Genomic DNA, 20,432 nt, shown 5'->3' with positions numbered 1-20,432 from the left:
AGTTAATGTTGATATTATCCCCAAGGAGATTCATCATGACAGCTATTACCGTCAACTTAAACCCCATTATCCAACTTACCGACAACCAATTTTATCAACTCTGTCGAGAAAATCCTGAAGTTAAATTTGAACGCAATGCAAAAGGAGAAATATTGATCATGTCACCAACCGGAGGAGAAACAGGAAAACGTAATGTAGAAGTTGCAGCGGATTTTGTGTTTTGGAATCGTCAAACTAAATTAGGAGTTTGTTTCGATTCTTCCACCTGTTTTCAACTTCCCAATGGTGCAAATCGTTCTCCTGATGTTGCTTGGATAAAAAAAGATAGATGGGATAAACTTACAGTAGCAGAACAAGAAAAATTCTCACCAATTACCCCAGATTTTGTTTTAGAATTAATGTCACCTAGTGATAATTTGCAAGAAACACGAGCAAAAATGCAAGAGTATATAAATAACGAAGTTAAATTAGGTTGGTTAATTAATCGGAAAATGCGCCAAGTGGAAATTTATCGTCTTGGTAAACCAGTGAAAATATTAGACTCTCCTCAAGAATTATCAGGTGAAGATATTTTACCAGGGTTTATTTTAAATATGGAAATTGTTTGGGGATAAATATTATTTCTTCGTTTGATTGCTGAAATTCAACAACTACAATATTTGGATATAAATGGCTCTACCGTACTTAGTATGCTAAACTAAAATTTTCTGATCAATATCCAAAATTTATTTTACACAGCAAGCTTTATGAGATTTCTTTGTTCAAATTTTGCATATTATGGACTCAAGAGCCATAATCCTAAATTCTAATTCTTGACTCTAATTATGAACCAGCGACTAACTCAAGAACAATTAAACCAAATAATTACTGAAGTCCAAGCATTGCAATTACGTCAAGAAGCAGAACTTGATCAACAACAAGTTAGAGACATTCTACAAGATCTGAATTTAGCACCGGAATTATTAGATGAAGCCTTGATTCAAGTGCGGCGTAAACAAGCTTTAGAAGTCCAACAACACCGCAATAAATTGATTAGCTTGGGAGTAGCTACGACTATAATTATAGGAATAGGACTAACAGTATTTTTTAATCAACAACAAAGTTCTTTACTCGCTAATGTTTCCGCCCAGAAGGATAGAATTACCCTAGAATCAAATAATGGGAATTTAAACAACATCTCCCGTTCAGCTAATGCAGAACTTTTCTATCGGGTAACTTTGAAAGATGCACCTGTCGGTAAAAAACTCAATCTTTCTTGTCATTGGATTGACCCCAGTGGTCAAATTGTCAAGCAAAATAATTATCAAACTCGTGAAGTTAAAACTTCTGTTTGGGAGACCTTTTGTCGTTATACTATTAATTCTCCGGCAAATGTGGGCAATTGGCAAGTGGAAATGTTTCTTGATAATCGAAAAATTAGTCAAGAAACTTTTGTGGTGCAATAGTTATGTTTCCTTTTCATTTTATTGGTTATTGGGGTAATCAGAAAAAAGAGTTTCTCACGCCAAGGCGCAAAGGCGCAAAGGAGGAAGGAAAGTTATTTTGGGATGTTGTTTATGTTGGTTGTGAGTCTCTACCTGCTTTACCACGAAATATGATTGCGGGTATTTCTGCTGGGGGGTTTTCTGATGCTTGGGATGTTTGGGTAAGTGTAGAATCAAATAAGTTAATTTTGGCAAGGGAAGCTTTTGGACGGGTTTCTTTATTTTGGACTCAGCAAGGTGGGGTGATTTGGTTTGCTTCTCAATTACAATTACTTTTAGAAGTTATGGAAAAACCGGAAGTTAATATTTCTGGTTTATATGGTTATAGTTGTTTTTCCTATGTTCCTAATCCTCTGACTCCGGTAAGTAATGTGTTTTCTGTGGCTGGGGGAACTGAGGTGATTTGGCAGGATGTTGATAATCCTCAAGTTGGTAATATTTATCAATGGTGTGAATCAAAGTCACAAATTGAAGATGAAAAGACCGCAGTCTCTCAATTACAGGTTTTACTACAAAATTCTATTCAGAAACAAATTGCTGATTTAAAAGATGAACCTGTGGGGGTTTTTCTGTCTGGAGGTTTGGATTCTTCTCTTGCTGCGGCTTTATTGGTAAAAGCTGGGGTGAAAGTTCGTGCTTACACTTTAGATTTTGGTAAGGTGGGTATTTCTGAATATCCCTATGCTGAAGAAGTAGCAGCATTTTTGAATATTCCTTTAGTGAAAGTTGATGCCAGTCCTGGTAATATTAAAAAGGCTTTAATACCTACCATCAAAGCCTTAGATTTACCTTTTGGTGACGGTGTAACTGTTCCTTTATATCTCCTCAATCAAGTCGCTTCTCAAGAAACGCAAGTGATTTTTAATGGTGAAGGTGGTGATCAATTATTTGCTGGTTGGACTAATAAACCTTTAATTGCTGCGGGTATTTATCAAGGGGAACATCCTAATCAGGAAGAAGGTTTTATTCACCAATATCTGCGGACTTTTCACCGTCTTTGGGGTTATGAATCTAGGGTATATCAGCCGGAAATATATGCTCAGATTCAAGGTTTAAATGCTCAAGAATGGTTGTTAAATGCTCTTGATGCTAATTTTTGTCCTTCGTTGTTACATCGCCTCCGACGTGCTAGTTTGCTGTTAAAAGGAGCGCAAAATATTCACCCTCGTGCGACTGCGTTAGGTTTTGCCCATGGATTGGTTGTGCGATCGCCTTTTTGTGATTTACTTTTAGCAGAATGGACTTTTCAGCTATCTGGAGAACTCTGTCTACACGGTGCTTGTGAGAAGTATATCCTCAAACGTGCAGCAGAAAATTGGCTACCTGCAAAAATTGTTTGGCGACAAAAACGCGGTATGGGTGTTCCCTTAACCTCTTGGTGTTTAAATGATTATTGGCATGATCTTGGTAATTGGTTAAATCCTGGTATACTGAGTTATGAGAACTGCTTTTTTCCTGATATTGCGTCACAAATTGTTAGAGGTGAACTAGGGGGACAAATTCAAGGACGACGAATTGGGGAAAGTCTGTGGTTACTCATAATCTGGCAACTTTGGCGTTATCATGTTTTTGGTTCTAAATTAGGCAAAAAGTCTTTATATCATCCATTTATTTTACCTCGATGGTTATGGAAAAAGTACCAGCAATCCCAAATTTAGAACTAGCACTTGCACAGGAGTTATTGCAAGTTTACGGTTCTCCTTTATATGTTTATAATGGGGATATTTTACGCCAAACTATTGCACATATTACCAAATCTATTAGTTATCCCCATACAAAGTTTCACTTTGCCAGTGTCACCAATGGCAATATTGCTTTATTGAAAATATTTAAAAATGCTGGTTGGGGACTTCATGCTAATACTCCCGGTGATATTTATTTGGGTTTAAATGCAGGTTTTCATCCCAGTAATATTGTTTATAGTGGGAGTAATTTGAATCGGGAGGAAATGGCACAGGTTCTTGATTGGGGTGTGACTACTCTCAATTTGGATAGTATTTCTCAGTTGCGTTTGTGTTGTGAGGTTTTTTTATTTCGCGCAAGGACGCAGAGAAGCAAAGACACAAAGTTAAATATTGGTCTGCGGTTGAATGTTTCGGAGGATAGTCGGATTGGTGTTAGTTCGGTGAATTTTGATGAGGCTGTTTCTATTACTTCTACTGCGGGTTTGCAGGTGACGGGTTTACATTTTTATCGTGGTACGGGAACTAATGCAACAACTGCTTTTACTGATGTTATTGATGCGGTTTTAGCAACTGCACAAAAGTTACCAGATTGGCAATATTTGGATTTTGGTGGTGGTTTTGGTTATCCCTATCATCATCATGGTATAGCTTTTGATTGGGAAAGATTTGGTCATGAGTTAAGTACAAGAATTGCTAATTTAGGCAGAAAAATTAATTTGGTAATTGAGCCGGGACGTGCTGCTATTGCCGGTTGTGCGACTATGTTGGCTAAGGTTGTTTCTGTAAAATGGCAAGGAGAAAAACAAATTATTGGTGTTGATTCTACTATCGCTAATATTTCTGTAATTTCTGTACATGGAGGTTATCGAGAAATTGTCGCTTGCAAAAATCCAAATTATGAAAAGTATTTAACAGATGTTTGTGGAAATACAACTTACTCACGAGACTATTTAGGCAAAAGTTGTCAACTTCCTGCTTTAGAAATTGGCGATATTATTAATATTTTAGATGTTGGCGCTTATGGTTATGCTATGTCTTCTCACTTTTTACATCGTCCCAGACCTGCGGAAGTATTATTAGAAAATGGTAGACATCGTTTAATTCGTAAACGGGAAGATCACAGTATTTTACTTAACAACCAAATATTCTAAAAGGAAAGATCCCCGACTTCTATGATTAATTATTAATTTCATGACAAAATCAAAAAAGAAGTCGGGGATCTGAAATAACAATTTTTAATCCACTCAAAACTAACAAAACCATGAAATGTATTAAATGCGGAACTGATAATAATTTAAAAGATAGAACAGCAAATCAAGGAAGATGTACTAAATGTAATCATCCTTTTGCTTTTGAACCTACAGCTATGGGAAATCTGAAAATTACAGATCCTCTGTTTGCTAAAATCATTAGTGATATTTCTGCTAAAAATACCTTATTTTTCACACCTAAACAACTACTTTACTTTTTAGATGGTCGGTTGAGAAATAAATCATTTCAACCATTAGGATTTGGTTGTTCATATCTATTCTTTAATATTTGGTCTACAGTATTTTTCGGTGGTTTCTTGAGTGGAATATTGGGAACTAGTTCGTTTTTAATTGTCAATGCAATTTATCAAATAGGCGTGGTTATTTATTTATTTAATAACACAAATTCCACAAAATTAAATAGGGCTAGTCGCAAAGCAAGTGCGAAATCTTTACAAAGATTAGGCATTTTGATTTTGGTTGTGGGAATCTTAGCAAGTTTATTTATCTTTCAATCATTTACTCTATTTGTTTTTGTCGTCGTTCTAGGGACATCTTCACTATTTTTAGGAACTCAACAATTAGCAAAAGTGGATAAATTAGCACAAGAATTATTAATTTCTCAACCTCAATTACAAGAATGGTTAAACCGCTGGGAACAAATCAATAATATCCCGGAAACAATTCTCCCTTCTCCACGACAAGAAATTACACCAGCTACAATAAATCCTGATGTTACTGCTTACAGTTTTGATAGATTAGTAGTTTGTGATAGTGCGATTATTGCACAATTATTAATTGCTAATAATTTCCACTTTGAAAATAACTGTGCAATTCTCAGTATTACTGGTTATCCCCAAAGCATTTTCAGTACCACAATGGAAATGCTGCGGCGTAATCCTGATTTAAAAGTTTATGCTATCCATGATTGTAGTCCTAAAGGTGTGAGTTTAATTAATCATCTCCGCAACAGTGAACGTTGGTTTCTGAATAGCAGTGTGACAATTATTGATATTGGACTTTTCCCCAGACAAATTATCGCTACGAAGGGAGGAATGTTTATCCAATCCTCTCCAGATTTAGCAACCGCAGCTAAACAATTATCAGGGGAAATTCGTCAAGGTTTAACTTCTGAAGAATTAGCTTGGTTAGAAGCTGGTAAATTTGTTGAATTGGAATCTTTGACACCACAAAGATTAATTCAAGTTCTGCGAAGTGGTATTTCTGGAAGTTCAAATTTAGAAACTGATGATAGTAGTTTAATTTTAATGGGTGATTCAGGCAATAATATCTATATGGTAGAAAATTTTGGGTAAAATATGGATTTACTCCAGGGGGAAAGTAAAATCCCCCAAACCCTCTTCACTATTGCCTCTTACCTTGCCATAACGACGATTTTCAAGGCTAACCTACTTAAATCATGGTTTAGACCTTGATGATTTTAAAATTTTCTCCATCATCCGATTAGCTTGGGAACTATAACCACCACCAAACAAATTAAAATGATTTAAAACATGATACAGATTATATAATGTTTTTCTGGTTTCATATCCTGGATCTAAAGGATATATCTCTTCATAACCCTGATAAAAACTTGGCGGAAAACCTCCAAATAATTCTGTCATAGCGATATCAACTTCTCTATCACCAAAATAAGTTGCAGGATCAAATATTACTGGTTCACCTGCAACCGTAAAACCTGCATTTCCTCTCCATAAATCCCCATGTACTAAAGCCGTTTGAACTTGATAATTTGCTAATAATTCAGGAATAGCTGCTAATAGTTTGTCTGCTAATGGAAAACTGCCACCGCGTTTTTTTGCTAACTTAAATTGATAACCTAAACGGTGTTGAATATAAAATTCAATCCAAGAGTGAGAAAAATTGTTAATTTGCGGTGTAGAACCGATAGTATTATTAATATCCCAGCCAAAACCTTTATCACTGGTAGTTTTGTGCATTGCTGCTAATTTGCGTCCCATTTCTGGCCAAGATTGATGATTACCAGTGGTCATTTCTAGCCATTCCAAGACAAGATAGCTAGAATTGCCTGTAGTTCCCCAACAGATTGGCCCAGGAACGCGGATAGTTCCTGTGGTAGACATTTGCTTTAACCCAAGCATTTCCGCTGCAAACATTGAGACGTGAGAAGCTTGATTCAGTTTAACAAAATAAGTTAATTGGCGATCGCTAATCGCAAAACCCTGATTAATACACCCACCACTGATGGATAAATGCTGCTGACTGACAAATTTTTCGCCAGTAACTTGGCTAATATGGGTATCAATTTCCGTCCAAATCATAAAACCTGTAGGGGCGGGGTCTCCCCGCCCTCAATTAATTTATATTGCATCAGCGTAATAACCGCTATAATCAGCAAATTCAGTGATGAAAATGAATACCTATGAAGATATCATAGACAAATTCCCAAAAGTCCTGCTTCTGCAATAAACCGGAAGTTTGCGGACTGCCTTTTTCGTCTAATAATGGCTTCATCAAATAATAAGCTGGCTGATAATTGTACCAAGGAATCGAAGGCCAGAGATGATGAATCAGATGATAATTCTGCCCCAAAATTAGGATATTGAGAACCTTACCAGGATAGACGCGGGCATTTTTCCAGCGATTTCTCTCGACAAAAGGACGGTGAGGTAAATAATCAAAAAATAACCCCAAAGTTATTCCTACCAAAAAAGCGGGAATAAACCAAAAGTTAAGAATATAGCCCAAAAAATGATATTGGACAGAAATATAAACAATAGTAATGATAATTAGGCGACTAATAAACCATTCCAGTAGTTCATAATTACGCCATAACCGTCTTTGAAAGAAAAATACTTCATGGTACAAAAATCTCACCGCAATTAACCACAGCGGACCACCTGTCGAAACATAATGGTCTGGGTCATCCTTGGGGTGATTGACATTACCATGATGCTGTAAATGTACTCGTGTAAATACTGGAAAAGCAAAAGCTAGAACCAAGGCACTACAATGGCCTAACATAGCATTAACAATTCGATGGCGATGGGCAGATTGGTGACAAGCATCATGAATCACCGTTCCTGAACAATGAAGTGCTAGAGTATTGACACCAAAACACAACCAATGCGGCCATTCCCAAAGCCAATACCCAAAGTTAGACAAAACCAACATCATCACCACCACTAAAAACATTAATAGTGTGGGATTAAAATCACCAGGAGGTGATAAAAGTTCTTTGGGGGGAATTGTCAGTGGCTTTTGTGCCTCCGACGTGATCATTCTTAACTCCTTTAATCATCAATCTTTACGGATCATACTATTATTCTTAGTGAATAGTAAAGTTATGTAAAGCAAGATTTATCCAGAGTCGTGATTAAGAATATGTAAATAAGGCTATGATTCTTGGCTAAATGAACTATCCCTGGCGATTATAAATCGCGGCTACACAAGCAAAGTCCGCCTACGCGGACTCAGAGAAAATCAAAATTTTTCAACCCACCCAGGTGGGTTTTGTGTGTGTATTCGTGACTTCCAGTCGCCCGGCGCAAGATGTGAATGATCAGATTAGTGTACGATATCAAAACTATACCATAATTAGCTCCCTAACTGCTTATAACATTGATATAGTAGTGACCGAAAAGAGAGAGTCTGTTTAATTCACAACCATTTGCAAAAAGATGGCGATCAATGGAAAAATGATTTGCTGATACACTCAGTTTTTCATGATCCAAATCTCAGACCTTAAATGGTATGAGAAAAGATGACCATAAATTCCCAGGTAGATCCCCAAAATCTTGAACCCAGCCCATGACGCAATTAAGAGATTCTCAGCGCCGAACTAAAATTGTTGCTACTATCGGACCTGCTACCAGCAGTCCAGAAATGCTGAAGGCGATTATTGAAGCGGGTGCAACAACGCTACGGCTCAACTTTTCCCACGGAACTCATGCTGATCATCAGCGGAGTATTAGATTAATTCGGCAAACCGCTTTTGAACTGAACAGACCGGTAGCAATTCTGCAAGATTTACAAGGTCCAAAAATTCGCTTGGGACGGTTTGAAACTGGTTCGATAATTTTAGCAAAAGGCGATCGCTTCATATTGACAAATCGCCCCATAGAAGGGACACAGGAAATAAGCTGCGTTACCTACGATTACTTAGCCCAAGAAGTCCCCGTCGGTTCAAAAATCCTCCTCGATGATGGCAAAGTCGAAATGGTAGTAGAGGAAATTAACCACGAAAAAGGCGATTTACATTGTCGGGTCACAGTTCCCGGTAAACTTTCCAACAACAAAGGTGTTAACTTTCCGGGAGTATACTTATCCATCAAAGCCATGACCGACAAAGACCGCGAGGATCTGATGTTTGGTCTAGACCAAGGAGTTGATTGGGTAGCCCTTTCTTTCGTCCGCAATCCCCAGGATATTATCGAAATTAAAGAACTAATTTCCAGCACCGGCAAAAATGTCCCTGTAGTTGCCAAAATCGAAAAACACGAAGCCATTGAACAAATGGAAGCAGTGTTGTCTTTGTGTGATGGGGTAATGGTTGCCAGAGGTGATTTAGGTGTAGAACTACCAGCAGAAGACGTACCTGTATTACAAAAACGGCTAATTGCGACAGCCAACCGTTTGGGGATTCCCATTATTACCGCCACCCAAATGCTAGATAGCATGGTCAGCAACCCCCGTCCGACCCGCGCCGAAGTATCCGATGTCGCCAATGCCATTTTAGACGGCACAGATGCGGTAATGCTGTCCAATGAAACCGCCGTTGGTAGTTTCCCCGTAGAAGCTGTAGCCACCATGGCCAGAATAGCCGAACGGATTGAACAAGAGGAAACCCTGAACACCAACTCCCGTCTGTCAAGAGATAAAAGGCGTTCTGTTCCCAATGCAATTAGCCAAGCTGTTGGTCAAATTGCGGAGAATTTAGGTGCAGCGGCAATTATGACTTTGACACAAACCGGGGCTACAGCCCGCAACGTTTCTAAGTTCCGCCCCAAAACGCCAATTTTAGCCATTACACCTCATGTCAACGTAGCCCGACAATTACAGATGGTCTGGGGAGTTAGACCGCTGTTGGTGCTAGAACTACCTTCTACGGGTCAGACATTCCAAGCCGCTATCAATGTCGCCCAAGAAAAAAACCTCTTAACTGAAGGTGATTTAGTGGTCATGACCGCTGGTACACTTCAAGGCGTTTCCGGGTCAACGGACTTGATTAAGGTAGAAATAGTCACTGCTGTACTAGGTCAAGGAATTGGACTGGGACAAGGTTCTGTCAGTGGTCGCGCTAGGGTAGTTCATAATGCTATGGATGCCAGTAATTTTAACACCGGAGATATTTTGGTAGCATCCCGCACTGGCGTTGATTTTGTGGAGGCAATTCGCAAAGCTGGGGGGATTATTACTGAAGAGGAAAGTCTCACCAGTCACGCCGCAGTTATCGGTTTACGTCTCGGTGTACCAGTGATTGTAGGCGTGAAGGAAGCGACACAGGTAATTAAGGATGGGGCAATTTTAACTTTGGATATCCAGCGGGGTTTAATTTACTCTGGTGCTGTGGGAACTTAACTAAGAATACAGGAGTCAGGAGTCAGGAATCAGGAATCAGGAGAAGAAAGAATAAAGAAGGAATTTTCTCTCTTCTTCCCTATTCCCTCTTGCCTATTCCCTATTCCCTCTTAACTGTCACCTGTCACCTGTCACCTGTCACCTATTCAAGTCAATTCAATTTGCGAATCATCACCAATTAAAAAGCGTAATGCTTTAGGACGACGGGGGGCAATACTTAATTGGGCGCGTTGTCCGATTAGGCTATCAATAATCCGTTGTTGAATGCCAGTGATTTTAGCCCCTTCTAAGACAACGCTGTGTTCTAAATCTGTTTCTATCAGTGTTGAATTATCGGCAATACTACTATAAGGACCGATAAAACAGTTTTCTAAATAACAGTTGTTGCCAATGATCACAGGTCCGCGAATCATACAGTTGGTAATTTTAGATTCAACACCAATTTCTACTCTTCCAGTAATCTGAGTTGTAGAGTCAATATCACTCAGAATTGATTTTGTTAAATAGGTATCAAGAATGAGACGGTTAGCTTCTAATAAATCATCTTTTTTACCTGTATCTAACCACCAACCGTCAAGATTACAGGCTAAAACTTCTTTTTCTTGATCTATTAAACATTGAATTGCATCAGTAATTTCTAATTCTCCTCTAGCTGAAGGTTTAATCAGAGAAATCGCCTCATGGATAACTGGTGAAAAGAAATAAACCCCCACTAATGCTAAATTTGAAGGAGGAATTTTTGGCTTTTCAATTAACTGTAATACTCTGCCTTTTTCATCTACCTTTGCTACTCCAAAAGCACTAGGATTTGTGACTTCCCGCAATAGAATTAAAGCATCTGGTTGTTGTTGAGTAAATTTATCTAAAAATGAACTCAAATCACCTTGTTGAATTAGGTTATCACCTAAATACATGGCAAAGGGTGAATCTTTTAAAAAAGGACGGGCAACCTGGACAGCTTGGGCTAATCCTGCCGGTTTTTCTTGTAAAATATAGGTAATATTAACGCCGAACTTTTCACCATTTCCGGTTTTACTCTTGACTTCTTCCCCGGTTTCTGGGCTGATAATAATACCAATATCAGTAATCCCGGCTGTAGCCATTTCTTCAATGCCGTACCATAAAATTGGTTTGTTGGCAACGGGTACAAGTTGTTTTGCTCCTGTATAAGTTAAGGGTCGTAATCTTGTTCCTTTTCCACCGGATAAAATTAGGGCTTTCATAAAGATTTTTCTTGTAATTCTTTTAACATTAATCTGAGTCCTTGTCGCCAATGAGGAGAATAAGTTCCCAAGACTTTGGATATTTTCTCACAAGCTAAAACAGAATAAGCAGGACGTTTTGCTGGTGTAGGATATTCGGGAGTGGTAATGGGGATAATATTTTTGATGGTGAGGGGGAAACCGAGTTTTTCTGCTTCTTCAAAGATAGCTATGGCAAAGTCATACCAACTGGCTACACCACTATTTGTATAGTGATAAATTCCCGCAGTTTCTAATGTTAATTGGGGGATAATTTGGGTAATTGCTAAGGCTATATTTCGCGCCCATGTAGGACTACCAATTTGATCGGCAACTACTCTAACTTCTGGTCTTTCAATACCTAGTCTTAACATGGTTTTGACGAAGTTACTTTTTCCATAGGTTCCATAAACCCAGGCTGTACGGAGAATTAGATGCTGCGGGCAAATATTTTGAATTGCTATTTCTCCGGCTAATTTTGTTTGTCCATATACGCTCAATGGATTGGTATTGTCGGTTTCTTGATAGGGATAATTACTGTTGCCATTAAATACGTAATCTGTGGAAATGTGAATTAAGAAATTTCCTAATTTTTGACTTTCTTCGGCGAGAATTTGGGGTGCTAATGTGTTGACTATGTGAGCATTTTCTGGTTCACTTTCGGCTTTGTCTACTGCGGTGTAAGCAGCGGCATTGATAATTATTTCGGGTTGGGTTTCTCTGATGATTTGGCGTAAGTTTTCCGGTTGAGTTAAGTCTATTTGCGGACGCGCAACTGTTATAACTTTGTAGTTGGATGAAAGGGTATGTTGTAGTTCTGTTCCAACTTGTCCGTTACTACCTATTAATAATATTGATTTATTCATAAACTTCGGCGTTTTTGAAAGTTGGAGCGTTGCTATCTTTAGCTGATAAAACTGGGGGTGTTTTCAGAGGCCAATCTATAGCTAAATCTGGATCCTTCCAAAGTATAGCGCGATCGCCTGCTGGTGTATAATAATCTGTAGCCTTATACAAAACTTCGGCTATTTCTGACAACACCAGAAAACCGTGAGCAAACCCTGCTGGTATCCACAATTGGCGTTTGTTTTCGGCGCTGAGTTCGTAACCTACCCATTGTCCAAAGGTGGGGGAGTTTTTTCTCATGTCTACTGCGACATCAAAGATTTTACCAACAATGGCGCGAACTAATTTACCTTGAGGTTGGATGAGTTGATAATGTAATCCTCTCAGGACATTGTATTCAGATTTTGAATGATTATCTTGAACGAAGTTGACTGTGATTCCGAGTTTTTCTGTGAATGTTTTTTGATTGTAGGATTCCAAAAAAAATCCCCGCGAGTCTTGGAATACTTTGGGTTCGAGGAGAAGGACATCAGGAATGGAGGTGGAGATAATATTCATTGAATTGTTATATCTCGGAAATAGCACTCATAACAATATCACTATTTCAGTCAATTACCACCCAATACAAAAATTGCCTGGGGGACAGGAACTTGGTTAAAGGCGAACTGCTTGCAGCAGCGCCTACGCGATCGCTATCCTAACAGGAATTATGCCCACTAACCCCAACATGATCCCGAAAACAAACCAAGCTAACCTAACCTTCCATTTCATAGACCATCAAGTTCTACATAATTCTTCTTCCTTCCTCATGACTCCGAACTCCGAACTCCTGACTCCTGACTTCCAAAACTGTTCCCCGCAAACACACCCGATCTAAATTTGCCCCGTTTAACTTTACTGCATCTAATTCAGCACAGAGTAAATTAGCTCCGGTTAAATTAGCCCCTGCTAAATTCGCTGCTCTTAAATCTGCTTCTTCAAGACTCGCTTCAATTAGTACAGCACCTTGCAAATCTGCACCGCTTAAATCTGCACCTTTGAGATTAGCTCCCGTTAAATTTGCACCTCGTAAATCTGCACCTCGTAAGTCAACACTCTGCAAATTCACCCCCCGCAAATTAGCGCCACTTAAAAAAGCACCGGCTAAACACGCATCGTCGAGGATTGCTCCCATCAAGTTACTACCCCGTAAGTTGCTACCACGTAAATCCGCACTTGTCAAGTTAGCCTGCATCAAGTTTGCACCCATCAAGTTAGCCCGCAAGTCGGTTTCTTGCAGATTAGCCCCCATTAAATTTGCACCTTCAAAATGACCACCCTCTAATTGAGAACCAGTGAAGTCAGTCCCCACCAGTTTAGCCCCTGTTAAATTTATCTTCCTTAAATCTAGGTGAGATAGATCCTCATCTTCTAAATTTGCACCAGGAAGTTGTTTGTTCTGACCTAATCTAATGGTTTCTATATTCATTTGCTGTACACTGAAATCTGCTCACTACTTTTGCTATCGGTATCCCAACGGGAGTCAAGTAACCATAAACCGCTGCTGACCTTGGGTGTCATTATCGGTAAATCAAGCCCCTGTTGTAAACCCATCACTAATAAAGTTAATGTATCTACAAGTTTCGGATCAAAGCGGGTAGCTTGTTGTTTTCGGCACTGCTCTAAAGCTTGAGCAAATATCCCTGGGGCTCCTTTGGCGGAGTATTTATACTGATTGACTTGTGACTGAAATTCTGCTACTAATGACAAAATTCGTGATTCTAAGGGAATATCATCACCAGCTAAACCTGCGGGTTCACCTGTACCATTCCACCATTCGCTTTGGTGAGTAATAATCTGGGCGATGGCTCGTAGTCGTGGCATGATTCGTAATGCTTGCGCTCCTGGGACGAGGGGACAAGCCAGAGGACAACTGGGAGATTGTTCTTGATAGGCTGTTGTTATATGAGTAGGACTAATCAGGCTTTCGGCTTTTTGCAGTGGGTCTAAGCGATGCAATAAAGCAGCTAGGCGTAATCTTTTAATTTGCCATGCAGGTAAATCCAATAATTGCCCCATTGTTTCGGCGAGAGATGCTACTTCTGAGGCGGCGACAGGGTTACGGCTATCTGCTAGATCAATCAATTGTGCCATCCGCAAAAATGCCTGAATTTCGTTAGATACCAAGTTACGATCTAGAAACTTTTGGTGGGATGCGGTGATCACAGGTAAGTTACCTTGTCCGGTTTTGAGGTAATCAACAACACGAGAGACAACGGTAGCTACTTCTTCCCCCGGACAGATAGCTGGGTGAATTGCTTGTTTATATTGACTCAGTTTGAGCGCTAGTTCAGGATGATAGTCGTGAATGTGAGCGATCGCTAACTCTGCCGTTTCCTCCACCAATTCCGGTTCAAATGTCCATAAACCATAGAATTTACGCTCTAAATCGCAAGTTGGTAATCCATCTTTCCCATAGTCAGCTTCAGATAACTCTTGACAAATTACCATAGCTGTGTAGTCAGGAGCTAAAATAATCAAGTGCCACTCCTGCGCCACAGGATCATCAGCAGCTAATCCCACCAAATCAATGTTAGGTAATTGACCGGTCGGATGTTCAGCAAAACCAGCATCAGCCGTTGCCATAATCACAATTTCCCGGCTGTGTTGGGCGATATCTGCGTATCTTTGAGCTTCTTCCAGATACCATTTACCCTGTTGGAAAGCAGTAATCACCAAAGGATCATTATCTTTAGTTAAAATATGATCTTCCAAAGCATGACAGAGGGCAACTAAGGTATTTTTATAGTACACGCCAAAATGAATAGGTCTAGCACTATGGCGGTGAGATGCTTCTAACTGTTGGAGAATTGAACCTTGTAACATGGAATTAATTGGGGATTTCAGATAATACGGCGGTTAGAAACCGCGTCTACACAGGCGAAACCCACCTGCGTGGGTTCAATATCTTAATTTTTAATTAGTCCGCGCAGGCGGACTTTGTTTGTGTAGCCGTGATTTCTAATCACCTGGGCTAATCGCCAGGAGTTTTAAGATACGCTTGCTAACTGTTTCTCTGGTTTTTCTATCGGTGCAGAAAGTGCATCTTCTAAATCAGCACAACCCAATTTGGCTTCTAAAATATTCATCACTTCCCGTCCGAAGTCATTGGGATTTTGTCGCCAAGCTTGTAAACAAACCTCACCAAAGAAAGAACCTAATGGTTCAGGATTCCAGAGGAGTTTTTTGGCTGTCCAAGGCATTAAACTCATCGGATCATAACCAGGTTTGAGAATACCTTCTTTAAAGGCATATTCTTCTAAATGGGTATGGGGTTGGAGTCCAATGAAGAAAATAGCAGGTTCAACTTTATCCACCCCAAAAATCCGTTCTAGTTCGCGGTGATACGCAATAGTTTGACGAATAGTTTCAGGACGTTCATCAATCACATTAAAGGAGTAGTTAACAGAAACTACATCATTGAAACCGGCAGATTTTAAATCACGACAATTTTGTAAAACAGTCCGCAAGTTATAACCCATTCGCATTTTGCGAACCAGTTCTTGAGAACCGCTGGTAATCCCAATTTCAAAATAATTCATGCCTGTTTTTACCATCAACTCACACAATTGGGGTGTTAAGTTGTCGGCTCTGATATATGCTGCCCAATGAATATCTGACATTCCCGAATCAACGATTTTCTGGAGAAGTTCTACAGCATCATCAATAAATTTCCGGGCGGGGATAAATTGAGCATCTGTAAACCAAAAGTTGCGAATACCCCGGTTATACAATGCTCGGATTTCCGCTACAACTTCGTCACTAGGGTTAATGCGGACTTGTTTACCTTCAACTACTGTATAAACACAGTAACAGCAATTATGGGGACAACCGCGTTTGGTTTGGACACCAATATAAAAGTCCTGTTCTTGCAGGTAATAGTTAAATTCCGGCCAAATGGTTTCGATGTAATCGTAATTACAAACTGTTTTCTCTAAGGGTGTGGGTTGTTCATGAATTAACCGTTGACGTGGTTGATTTTCTCCCACTACATAACAGCGTTCATCCTGAATATCTTCACCCTTGAGTAGTTTTGTGAGTAGGGTTTCTCCTTCACCGACGGAAATAATTGTTCCGGGCGGTAAGCTTTTACCCAACTGTTCATAAAATACGCTAACTGCACCACCACCTAAGACTACACGGGCTTGAGATTGATATTTTTGGGCGCGTTTTAAACCCCGTTTAACTAGTCCCAAGTTGCGCCATAATTCTACATAATAAGCAATAAAAATTCTCAACCCGCCCAAAGCACCACGCAATTTTATAACCGGGTTTTTTGCGTAGTAAAATTCAAAGGCGTTTTGGAGAGGATTGCCGCCCCGTCCACCCACTGGAGCGTAAATTTGAATATCTCGCCAGGAGAAGACTAGGAGTGTGGGTTGAAACTCATCAATACATCGGTCTAGGGCGGAAGCATAATCTAGGGGGGGGACTGTGCCTAAGTCAAAAATCCGCTGTTCGGCATGGGGAAATAATTTGTGGACGTGATCTGAGAGATAGACAACCCCAATGGGAAAGATGGGGTTACAAGGAAGGCGAACGTAGAGGATTTTAGTTGCGTTCATAGGTGGTTTAACTGTAATGCTTGCCGTAGTTGAGAAAAAGACTAGAGGAATTGTGAATTTGCTTCTGACTGGACTAGCATTATTTTTGACATTTCAGTTGTTTTGTGCTATGCAAAAACTTTTGCCGTTAGTGATCAAAGTGAATGTGAAAACTGCACTGCATAAAATTTGCTTGTTATATATAGATAGGGATTTATGAACGAAATTTTCATATACATTTACCATAACATCGAGTTTATGAATTTAGCGATGATTTTTCGTGGTAACTCCGAAGATAGATGCAAGAAATAATTCAACTTACCAGGGATGATAAATCTTGGCGCAAAGGGGGGAAATTCTTGGCTGTAAAGGATTTACGGAGATTCTAGCGGATATAACAATGGAGATTCTCCTTTATCGTCTATTTTATTAAGTAAATACAGATTTATTTACAAAAATTTTATAATCTCTATATATCTTTAGATAGAAATAATGCAGAAACTTGCAGTTGGTAGTCGCAGTTACAGTAACCGGGGATCATCGAGTGTTAGCTTTACTGATGTAATGTAAAATTGTGGAGCAAATAAGCTCCTCAGCAGTTATGGCTCAGATATTAGATCCTCTACCACCGGAGCATTCGGGGAAAATTCTCTGCTGCTACGTCAATGCCACGAGTAAAATCCAGGTGGCGCGTATCTCCAATATTCCTAACTGGTACTTTGAAAGGGTTGTCTTTCCTGGACAAAGGCTGGTGTTTGAAGTTCCTCCAGAAGCACAAATGGAGGTGCATACTGGGATGATGGCAAGTGCGATTATATCAGATACAATTCCGTGCGATCGCCTGATCATCCATGAACCTAGCTATGATGAGAGACAAGACAACTTATCTCCAGAGATAAATTCTAGTAGTAGTCATCCGATTAAGTCGGAAATTAATAAAAAAATTGTAGATACCACAAAATCTTTACAAACGGTTAAATTGGCATCTATTGATTAAAAACACAATGTTGCTAAATTATCAAGGTTGCTGAATCCAGCAGCCTTTTTTATGTGGGGTTGGCTGATAGCGTGACATTAGCCATACAAGTTTTTTGCAAGGCATAGGAGTCAGGATTTATCACTATTACCTGTTGCCTAAGTAGGTGAACACAATAAAACCAAACTGTGTAAAGAAAGGTAAAATGGCTGAAAATTTCTTTACTCTTGCCTTGCTATAACGATAATTTTCAACGTCAACCTACTTAGTGTGTTAATTTTGGTAATCAGTCAGTTATTCAGCAGTCAGGGTTAAAACGCAACCACTGACAACTGACAACCTACAACTAACTAATGAATATTCATTAAGCTGTAGCTTCTACTTCGGCATCTTCTGTGGATTCCAAATCTACTTGCCGCAGTCGAATATGTTTTTTCCCTAAAGTAATGACAAACTCATCACCGGGCTGAAGATTCATCTGTTTTGTGTAAGCTGCACCGATTAATAAATTGCCATTTTGTTGGACACTAATTCTATAGCTGGCACTGCGTCCACCACGTCCATTAGCACTAGGTGAACTATCCAACTGAATACCTTCCGCATCAATTAGGGCATTCAAGAATTTCATCATATTGACGCGCTCTATACCATTTTTGGTAACGGTATAGTAGCCACACTGTTTAGCTTTGTCGTCTTTGCTGATGGCTTCTAGCTCTTTAACTTTTTTGAGCAGTTCTTCGCCAACGAGGGGTTCAATTTTTTTCTGTTTAGGCATCAACTTAGGTCGAAAATGAATTTTTGAAGTTGTCAAGTGAACTCTATTTTAGCTGACATCGAACTAATAGGAACATAATCCTTTAATTTTTGGATCAGCCTAGCCAAGTATATTACACTCGTAGACAAAATTGTTGCACTATTATCAATTTTGTTAAATAATTATATGAAATATAATTACGATGATGCTAATAGCTACTATAGATATAGCAATCCTCAAGAAGATATGAGTTTATTGATGTAGGCAGAGCAGGGAGAACAGGAGAAAATAGCCCTGAGATATGTGATAAATTTTTGCAAGCATCAAATGGGAGTCTGATGTAGTATTCTTATTTGATTTGGCAAATTATCAAATCCGGTAGGGATGAGGAAAGAGAGATTGGGAAAATAAAATCAATGATAACTGCTATATGAAACTAACGACAAGAGGACACTATAGTGTGAAAGCATTGCTAGATTTGAGTTTACGTCCAAAATATGGACCTGAATCTGTCAGAGCGATCGCTCAACGTCAAGATATTCCCGCTCCCTACCTAGAAAAACTACTCATCGAAATGCGTCGAGCCGGATTAGTCACATCAATTCGTGGTAGCGACGGTGGATACAAATTAGCCAAAAAACCGGCACTTATATCTATCGGTCAAATTTTAGAAGCAGTGGGTGAAAATATTACTAACTTACCCTTAAATAATCCCACCCCTACTCAAACAGCAGATTGGGTAACATCTAGCCTCTGGAACAGACTCAACCAAAAGCTAAAAGAAGCCTTGTACAATATTACCCTCGCAGACCTTTATTATGATGCTCGCAGTTGGCAAGCATCTCAAGGAGAAGAAACCAATTTTGTAGTTTAGTGAAGGAGTTAGGACTCAGGATAAAGGGGAAGAAAGAAGAAAGAAGGAAGAAGGAAGGGAAAAAGAAAGAAGGAAGAATAAATGACATCTGCTGTTTTGGTTTTCGCTGCCTTGTTAGATTACTTAATAGGAGATCCTTGGGGTTGGCCTCATCCTGTGCGAGTCATGGGATGGGTAATTTCTCGCTTGAGTAAACTCGCCCTCCAATATTGCCAAAATCCTCTTTCTCAACGCCTTGCCGGCATTTTCCTAGGGATAATTGTGATAATTGGTAGTGGTTTGGTGGGTTGGATAATAGTTCAAGCCGCCAAATGGGTACATCCATTTTTAGGAATTGCCGTAGAAGGTATTCTTATAGCTAGTTGTTTTGCTTTCAAAAGTTTACGAAATGCAGCAATAGAAGTTCTGCAACCTTTAAAAAATGGAGAATTAGAATCAGCGCGACAGATTTTAAGTAATTACGTCGGGAGAGATACAGCCAATCTTTCCGCAGCAGAAATTCTCAGAGCAATCTTGGAAACTGTCACAGAAAACGCCACCGATGGCGTAATGGCTCCTCTTTTTTATATTATTATTGGTGCATTCATCCCCGTTATTGGTTCTGTCCCTTTGGCTTTAGCATATAAAGCCAGTAGCACTTTAGATTCAATGGTAGGTTACAAGGAAGCACCTTATACTTATCTTGGTTGGTTTAGTGCGCGGTGGGAAGACGGTTTAACCTGGTTGCCTTGTCGGTTAACAGTGATAACCTTATCATTATTATCCTTGCAACCTATAAAAGTTTGGCGAATTTGTCGCCGGGATGCCATCAAAGATCCCAGTCCCAATTCTGGTTGGAGTGAATGCGCTTATGCTGCGGTTTTAGGTGTGCAAATGGGAGGCATAAATTGGTATCGTGGAATAGCTAAAGAGAAACCACTTTTAGGAGATCCTATTTATCCCATTACACCAGATTCTATTGATCAAGCTTTGCAACTAACCCGATATGCGTTTTTACTATGGTTAGGATTAGCAATATTGTTAATACCTTAGTTATCTCCTTGTCTCGTTCCCAGTCTCTGACCGGGAATGCTATCACAGAGGCTCTGCCTCTACTATTATTGAAGGCAGAGCCTTCTAGCACCGCAAGGCGGAGGTCAAAAGTCAAAAGCAAGACAGTATAGGCTTTTTAACGATT

General features: G+C 39.5%; 18 protein-coding genes. 9 read left to right on the top strand and 9 right to left on the bottom strand.

Annotation, left to right across the window (positions count from 1 at the left end; genetic code table 11):
* The first annotated feature begins 35 nt into the window (after window positions 1-35).
* The 5 genes from PN471_RS12990 to PN471_RS12970 all read left to right on the top strand — a co-directional run bounded on the left by PN471_RS12990 (window position 36) and on the right by PN471_RS12970 (window position 5,735).
* Entirely contained in the window at window positions 36-614 is a 579-nt protein-coding gene (locus tag PN471_RS12990; RefSeq protein ID WP_271777202.1) for a Uma2 family endonuclease, read from the top strand.
* Window positions 615-824: 210 nt separating this feature from the next.
* On the top strand, window positions 825-1,445 hold the full coding sequence (locus tag PN471_RS12985; RefSeq protein WP_271777201.1) for a DUF3859 domain-containing protein: 621 nt from the start codon (window positions 825-827) through the stop codon (window positions 1,443-1,445).
* A gap of 2 nt (window positions 1,446-1,447) precedes the next feature.
* On the top strand, window positions 1,448-3,142 hold the full coding sequence (locus tag PN471_RS12980) for an asparagine synthetase B family protein (RefSeq protein ID WP_271777200.1): 1,695 nt from the start codon (window positions 1,448-1,450) through the stop codon (window positions 3,140-3,142).
* Complete coding sequence (locus tag PN471_RS12975; RefSeq protein WP_442867154.1) at window positions 3,106-4,320, top strand: diaminopimelate decarboxylase family protein; 1,215 nt, start codon at window positions 3,106-3,108, stop codon at window positions 4,318-4,320. The genes PN471_RS12980 and PN471_RS12975 overlap by 37 nt, the downstream gene beginning before the upstream one ends.
* Before the next feature lie 110 nt (window positions 4,321-4,430).
* Entirely contained in the window at window positions 4,431-5,735 is a 1,305-nt protein-coding gene (locus PN471_RS12970; RefSeq protein WP_271777198.1) for a hypothetical protein, read from the top strand.
* Window positions 5,736-5,837: 102 nt separating this feature from the next.
* Here the strand turns inward: PN471_RS12970 and PN471_RS12965 are convergent, their stop codons facing one another.
* Together PN471_RS12965 and crtR are read right to left on the bottom strand one after the other, a co-directional pair.
* Window positions 5,838-6,722 carry a fructosamine kinase family protein gene (locus PN471_RS12965; protein WP_271777197.1) on the bottom strand — a complete coding sequence of 295 codons (885 nt, stop codon included), beginning with the start codon at window positions 6,720-6,722 and terminating at the stop codon, window positions 5,838-5,840.
* Between the two features lie 79 nt (window positions 6,723-6,801).
* Window positions 6,802-7,683 (bottom strand): beta-carotene hydroxylase, encoded by an 882-nt coding sequence (gene crtR, locus PN471_RS12960; RefSeq protein WP_271777196.1) that lies wholly within the window; start codon window positions 7,681-7,683, stop codon window positions 6,802-6,804.
* Window positions 7,684-8,211: 528 nt separating this feature from the next.
* Between crtR and pyk the strand changes: the two genes are divergently transcribed.
* The gene (gene pyk, locus PN471_RS12955) at window positions 8,212-9,981 is read left to right on the top strand and encodes a pyruvate kinase (protein ID WP_271777195.1); all 1,770 of its coding nucleotides are present in this window, start codon (window positions 8,212-8,214) and stop codon (window positions 9,979-9,981) included.
* Window positions 9,982-10,127: 146 nt separating this feature from the next.
* Here the strand turns inward: pyk and PN471_RS12950 are convergent, their stop codons facing one another.
* The 6 genes from PN471_RS12950 to PN471_RS12925 all read right to left on the bottom strand — a co-directional run bounded on the left by PN471_RS12950 (window position 10,128) and on the right by PN471_RS12925 (window position 16,672).
* Window positions 10,128-11,204 carry a glucose-1-phosphate thymidylyltransferase gene (locus PN471_RS12950; RefSeq protein WP_271777194.1) on the bottom strand — a complete coding sequence of 359 codons (1,077 nt, stop codon included), beginning with the start codon at window positions 11,202-11,204 and terminating at the stop codon, window positions 10,128-10,130.
* On the bottom strand, window positions 11,201-12,088 hold the full coding sequence (rfbD, locus tag PN471_RS12945; protein WP_271777193.1) for a dTDP-4-dehydrorhamnose reductase: 888 nt from the start codon (window positions 12,086-12,088) through the stop codon (window positions 11,201-11,203). The genes PN471_RS12950 and rfbD overlap by 4 nt, the downstream gene beginning before the upstream one ends.
* On the bottom strand, window positions 12,081-12,626 hold the full coding sequence (gene rfbC / locus PN471_RS12940; RefSeq protein WP_271777192.1) for a dTDP-4-dehydrorhamnose 3,5-epimerase: 546 nt from the start codon (window positions 12,624-12,626) through the stop codon (window positions 12,081-12,083). The genes rfbD and rfbC overlap by 8 nt, the downstream gene beginning before the upstream one ends.
* 226 nt (window positions 12,627-12,852) lie before the next feature.
* Window positions 12,853-13,536: a pentapeptide repeat-containing protein gene (locus PN471_RS12935; protein WP_271777191.1), complete on the bottom strand. Its 684-nt coding sequence runs from the start codon at window positions 13,534-13,536 to the stop codon at window positions 12,853-12,855.
* On the bottom strand, window positions 13,533-14,933 hold the full coding sequence (locus tag PN471_RS12930) for a DICT sensory domain-containing protein (RefSeq protein WP_271777190.1): 1,401 nt from the start codon (window positions 14,931-14,933) through the stop codon (window positions 13,533-13,535). The genes PN471_RS12935 and PN471_RS12930 overlap by 4 nt, the downstream gene beginning before the upstream one ends.
* A gap of 164 nt (window positions 14,934-15,097) precedes the next feature.
* The gene (locus PN471_RS12925; protein ID WP_271777189.1) at window positions 15,098-16,672 is read right to left on the bottom strand and encodes a photosystem II high light acclimation radical SAM protein; all 1,575 of its coding nucleotides are present in this window, start codon (window positions 16,670-16,672) and stop codon (window positions 15,098-15,100) included.
* Between the two features lie 580 nt (window positions 16,673-17,252).
* Between PN471_RS12925 and PN471_RS12920 the strand changes: the two genes are divergently transcribed.
* Entirely contained in the window at window positions 17,253-17,648 is a 396-nt protein-coding gene (locus PN471_RS12920) for a DUF1830 domain-containing protein (protein ID WP_168644488.1), read from the top strand.
* A 343-nt stretch (window positions 17,649-17,991) separates the two neighbouring features.
* Here the strand turns inward: PN471_RS12920 and PN471_RS12915 are convergent, their stop codons facing one another.
* On the bottom strand, window positions 17,992-18,402 hold the full coding sequence (locus PN471_RS12915) for an AbrB family transcriptional regulator (protein WP_096666021.1): 411 nt from the start codon (window positions 18,400-18,402) through the stop codon (window positions 17,992-17,994).
* 409 nt (window positions 18,403-18,811) lie between these two features.
* On the opposite strand from PN471_RS12915, the gene PN471_RS12910 reads away from it, so the two are divergent.
* Both PN471_RS12910 and cbiB read left to right on the top strand, forming a co-directional pair.
* Window positions 18,812-19,255: an Rrf2 family transcriptional regulator gene (locus tag PN471_RS12910; protein ID WP_271777188.1), complete on the top strand. Its 444-nt coding sequence runs from the start codon at window positions 18,812-18,814 to the stop codon at window positions 19,253-19,255.
* A gap of 81 nt (window positions 19,256-19,336) precedes the next feature.
* Window positions 19,337-20,287, top strand: coding sequence for an adenosylcobinamide-phosphate synthase CbiB (gene cbiB / locus PN471_RS12905; protein WP_271777187.1), 951 nt, complete (start codon window positions 19,337-19,339; stop codon window positions 20,285-20,287).
* Window positions 20,288-20,432 lie beyond the last annotated feature (145 nt).

Source organism: Aphanizomenon sp. CS-733/32 (assembly GCF_028330045.1).
Taxonomy (GTDB): domain Bacteria; phylum Cyanobacteriota; class Cyanobacteriia; order Cyanobacteriales; family Nostocaceae; genus Dolichospermum; species Dolichospermum gracile.
The sequence above is the reverse complement of the archived record's forward strand: the minus strand, read 5'-3'. Positions and strand labels throughout refer to the sequence as shown.

Bases quoted from the DNA above. Each gene is read 5' to 3' on its own strand.
- PN471_RS12990 (WP_271777202.1), top strand. From the start codon at position 36: ATGACAGCTATTACCGTCAACTTAAACCCCATTATCCAACTTACCGAC.
- PN471_RS12985 (WP_271777201.1), top strand. From the start codon at position 825: ATGAACCAGCGACTAACTCAAGAACAATTAAACCAAATAATTACTGAA.
- PN471_RS12980 (WP_271777200.1), top strand. From the start codon at position 1,448: ATGTTTCCTTTTCATTTTATTGGTTATTGGGGTAATCAGAAAAAAGAG.
- PN471_RS12975 (WP_442867154.1), top strand. From the start codon at position 3,106: ATGGTTATGGAAAAAGTACCAGCAATCCCAAATTTAGAACTAGCACTT.
- PN471_RS12970 (WP_271777198.1), top strand. From the start codon at position 4,431: ATGAAATGTATTAAATGCGGAACTGATAATAATTTAAAAGATAGAACA.
- PN471_RS12965 (WP_271777197.1), bottom strand. From the start codon at position 6,722: ATGATTTGGACGGAAATTGATACCCATATTAGCCAAGTTACTGGCGAA.
- crtR (WP_271777196.1), bottom strand. From the start codon at position 7,683: ATGATCACGTCGGAGGCACAAAAGCCACTGACAATTCCCCCCAAAGAA.
- pyk (WP_271777195.1), top strand. From the start codon at position 8,212: ATGACGCAATTAAGAGATTCTCAGCGCCGAACTAAAATTGTTGCTACT.
- PN471_RS12950 (WP_271777194.1), bottom strand. From the start codon at position 11,204: ATGAAAGCCCTAATTTTATCCGGTGGAAAAGGAACAAGATTACGACCC.
- rfbD (WP_271777193.1), bottom strand. From the start codon at position 12,088: ATGAATAAATCAATATTATTAATAGGTAGTAACGGACAAGTTGGAACA.
- rfbC (WP_271777192.1), bottom strand. From the start codon at position 12,626: ATGAATATTATCTCCACCTCCATTCCTGATGTCCTTCTCCTCGAACCC.
- PN471_RS12935 (WP_271777191.1), bottom strand. From the start codon at position 13,536: ATGAATATAGAAACCATTAGATTAGGTCAGAACAAACAACTTCCTGGT.
- PN471_RS12930 (WP_271777190.1), bottom strand. From the start codon at position 14,933: ATGTTACAAGGTTCAATTCTCCAACAGTTAGAAGCATCTCACCGCCAT.
- PN471_RS12925 (WP_271777189.1), bottom strand. From the start codon at position 16,672: ATGAACGCAACTAAAATCCTCTACGTTCGCCTTCCTTGTAACCCCATC.
- PN471_RS12920 (WP_168644488.1), top strand. From the start codon at position 17,253: ATGGCTCAGATATTAGATCCTCTACCACCGGAGCATTCGGGGAAAATT.
- PN471_RS12915 (WP_096666021.1), bottom strand. From the start codon at position 18,402: ATGCCTAAACAGAAAAAAATTGAACCCCTCGTTGGCGAAGAACTGCTC.
- PN471_RS12910 (WP_271777188.1), top strand. From the start codon at position 18,812: ATGAAACTAACGACAAGAGGACACTATAGTGTGAAAGCATTGCTAGAT.
- cbiB (WP_271777187.1), top strand. From the start codon at position 19,337: ATGACATCTGCTGTTTTGGTTTTCGCTGCCTTGTTAGATTACTTAATA.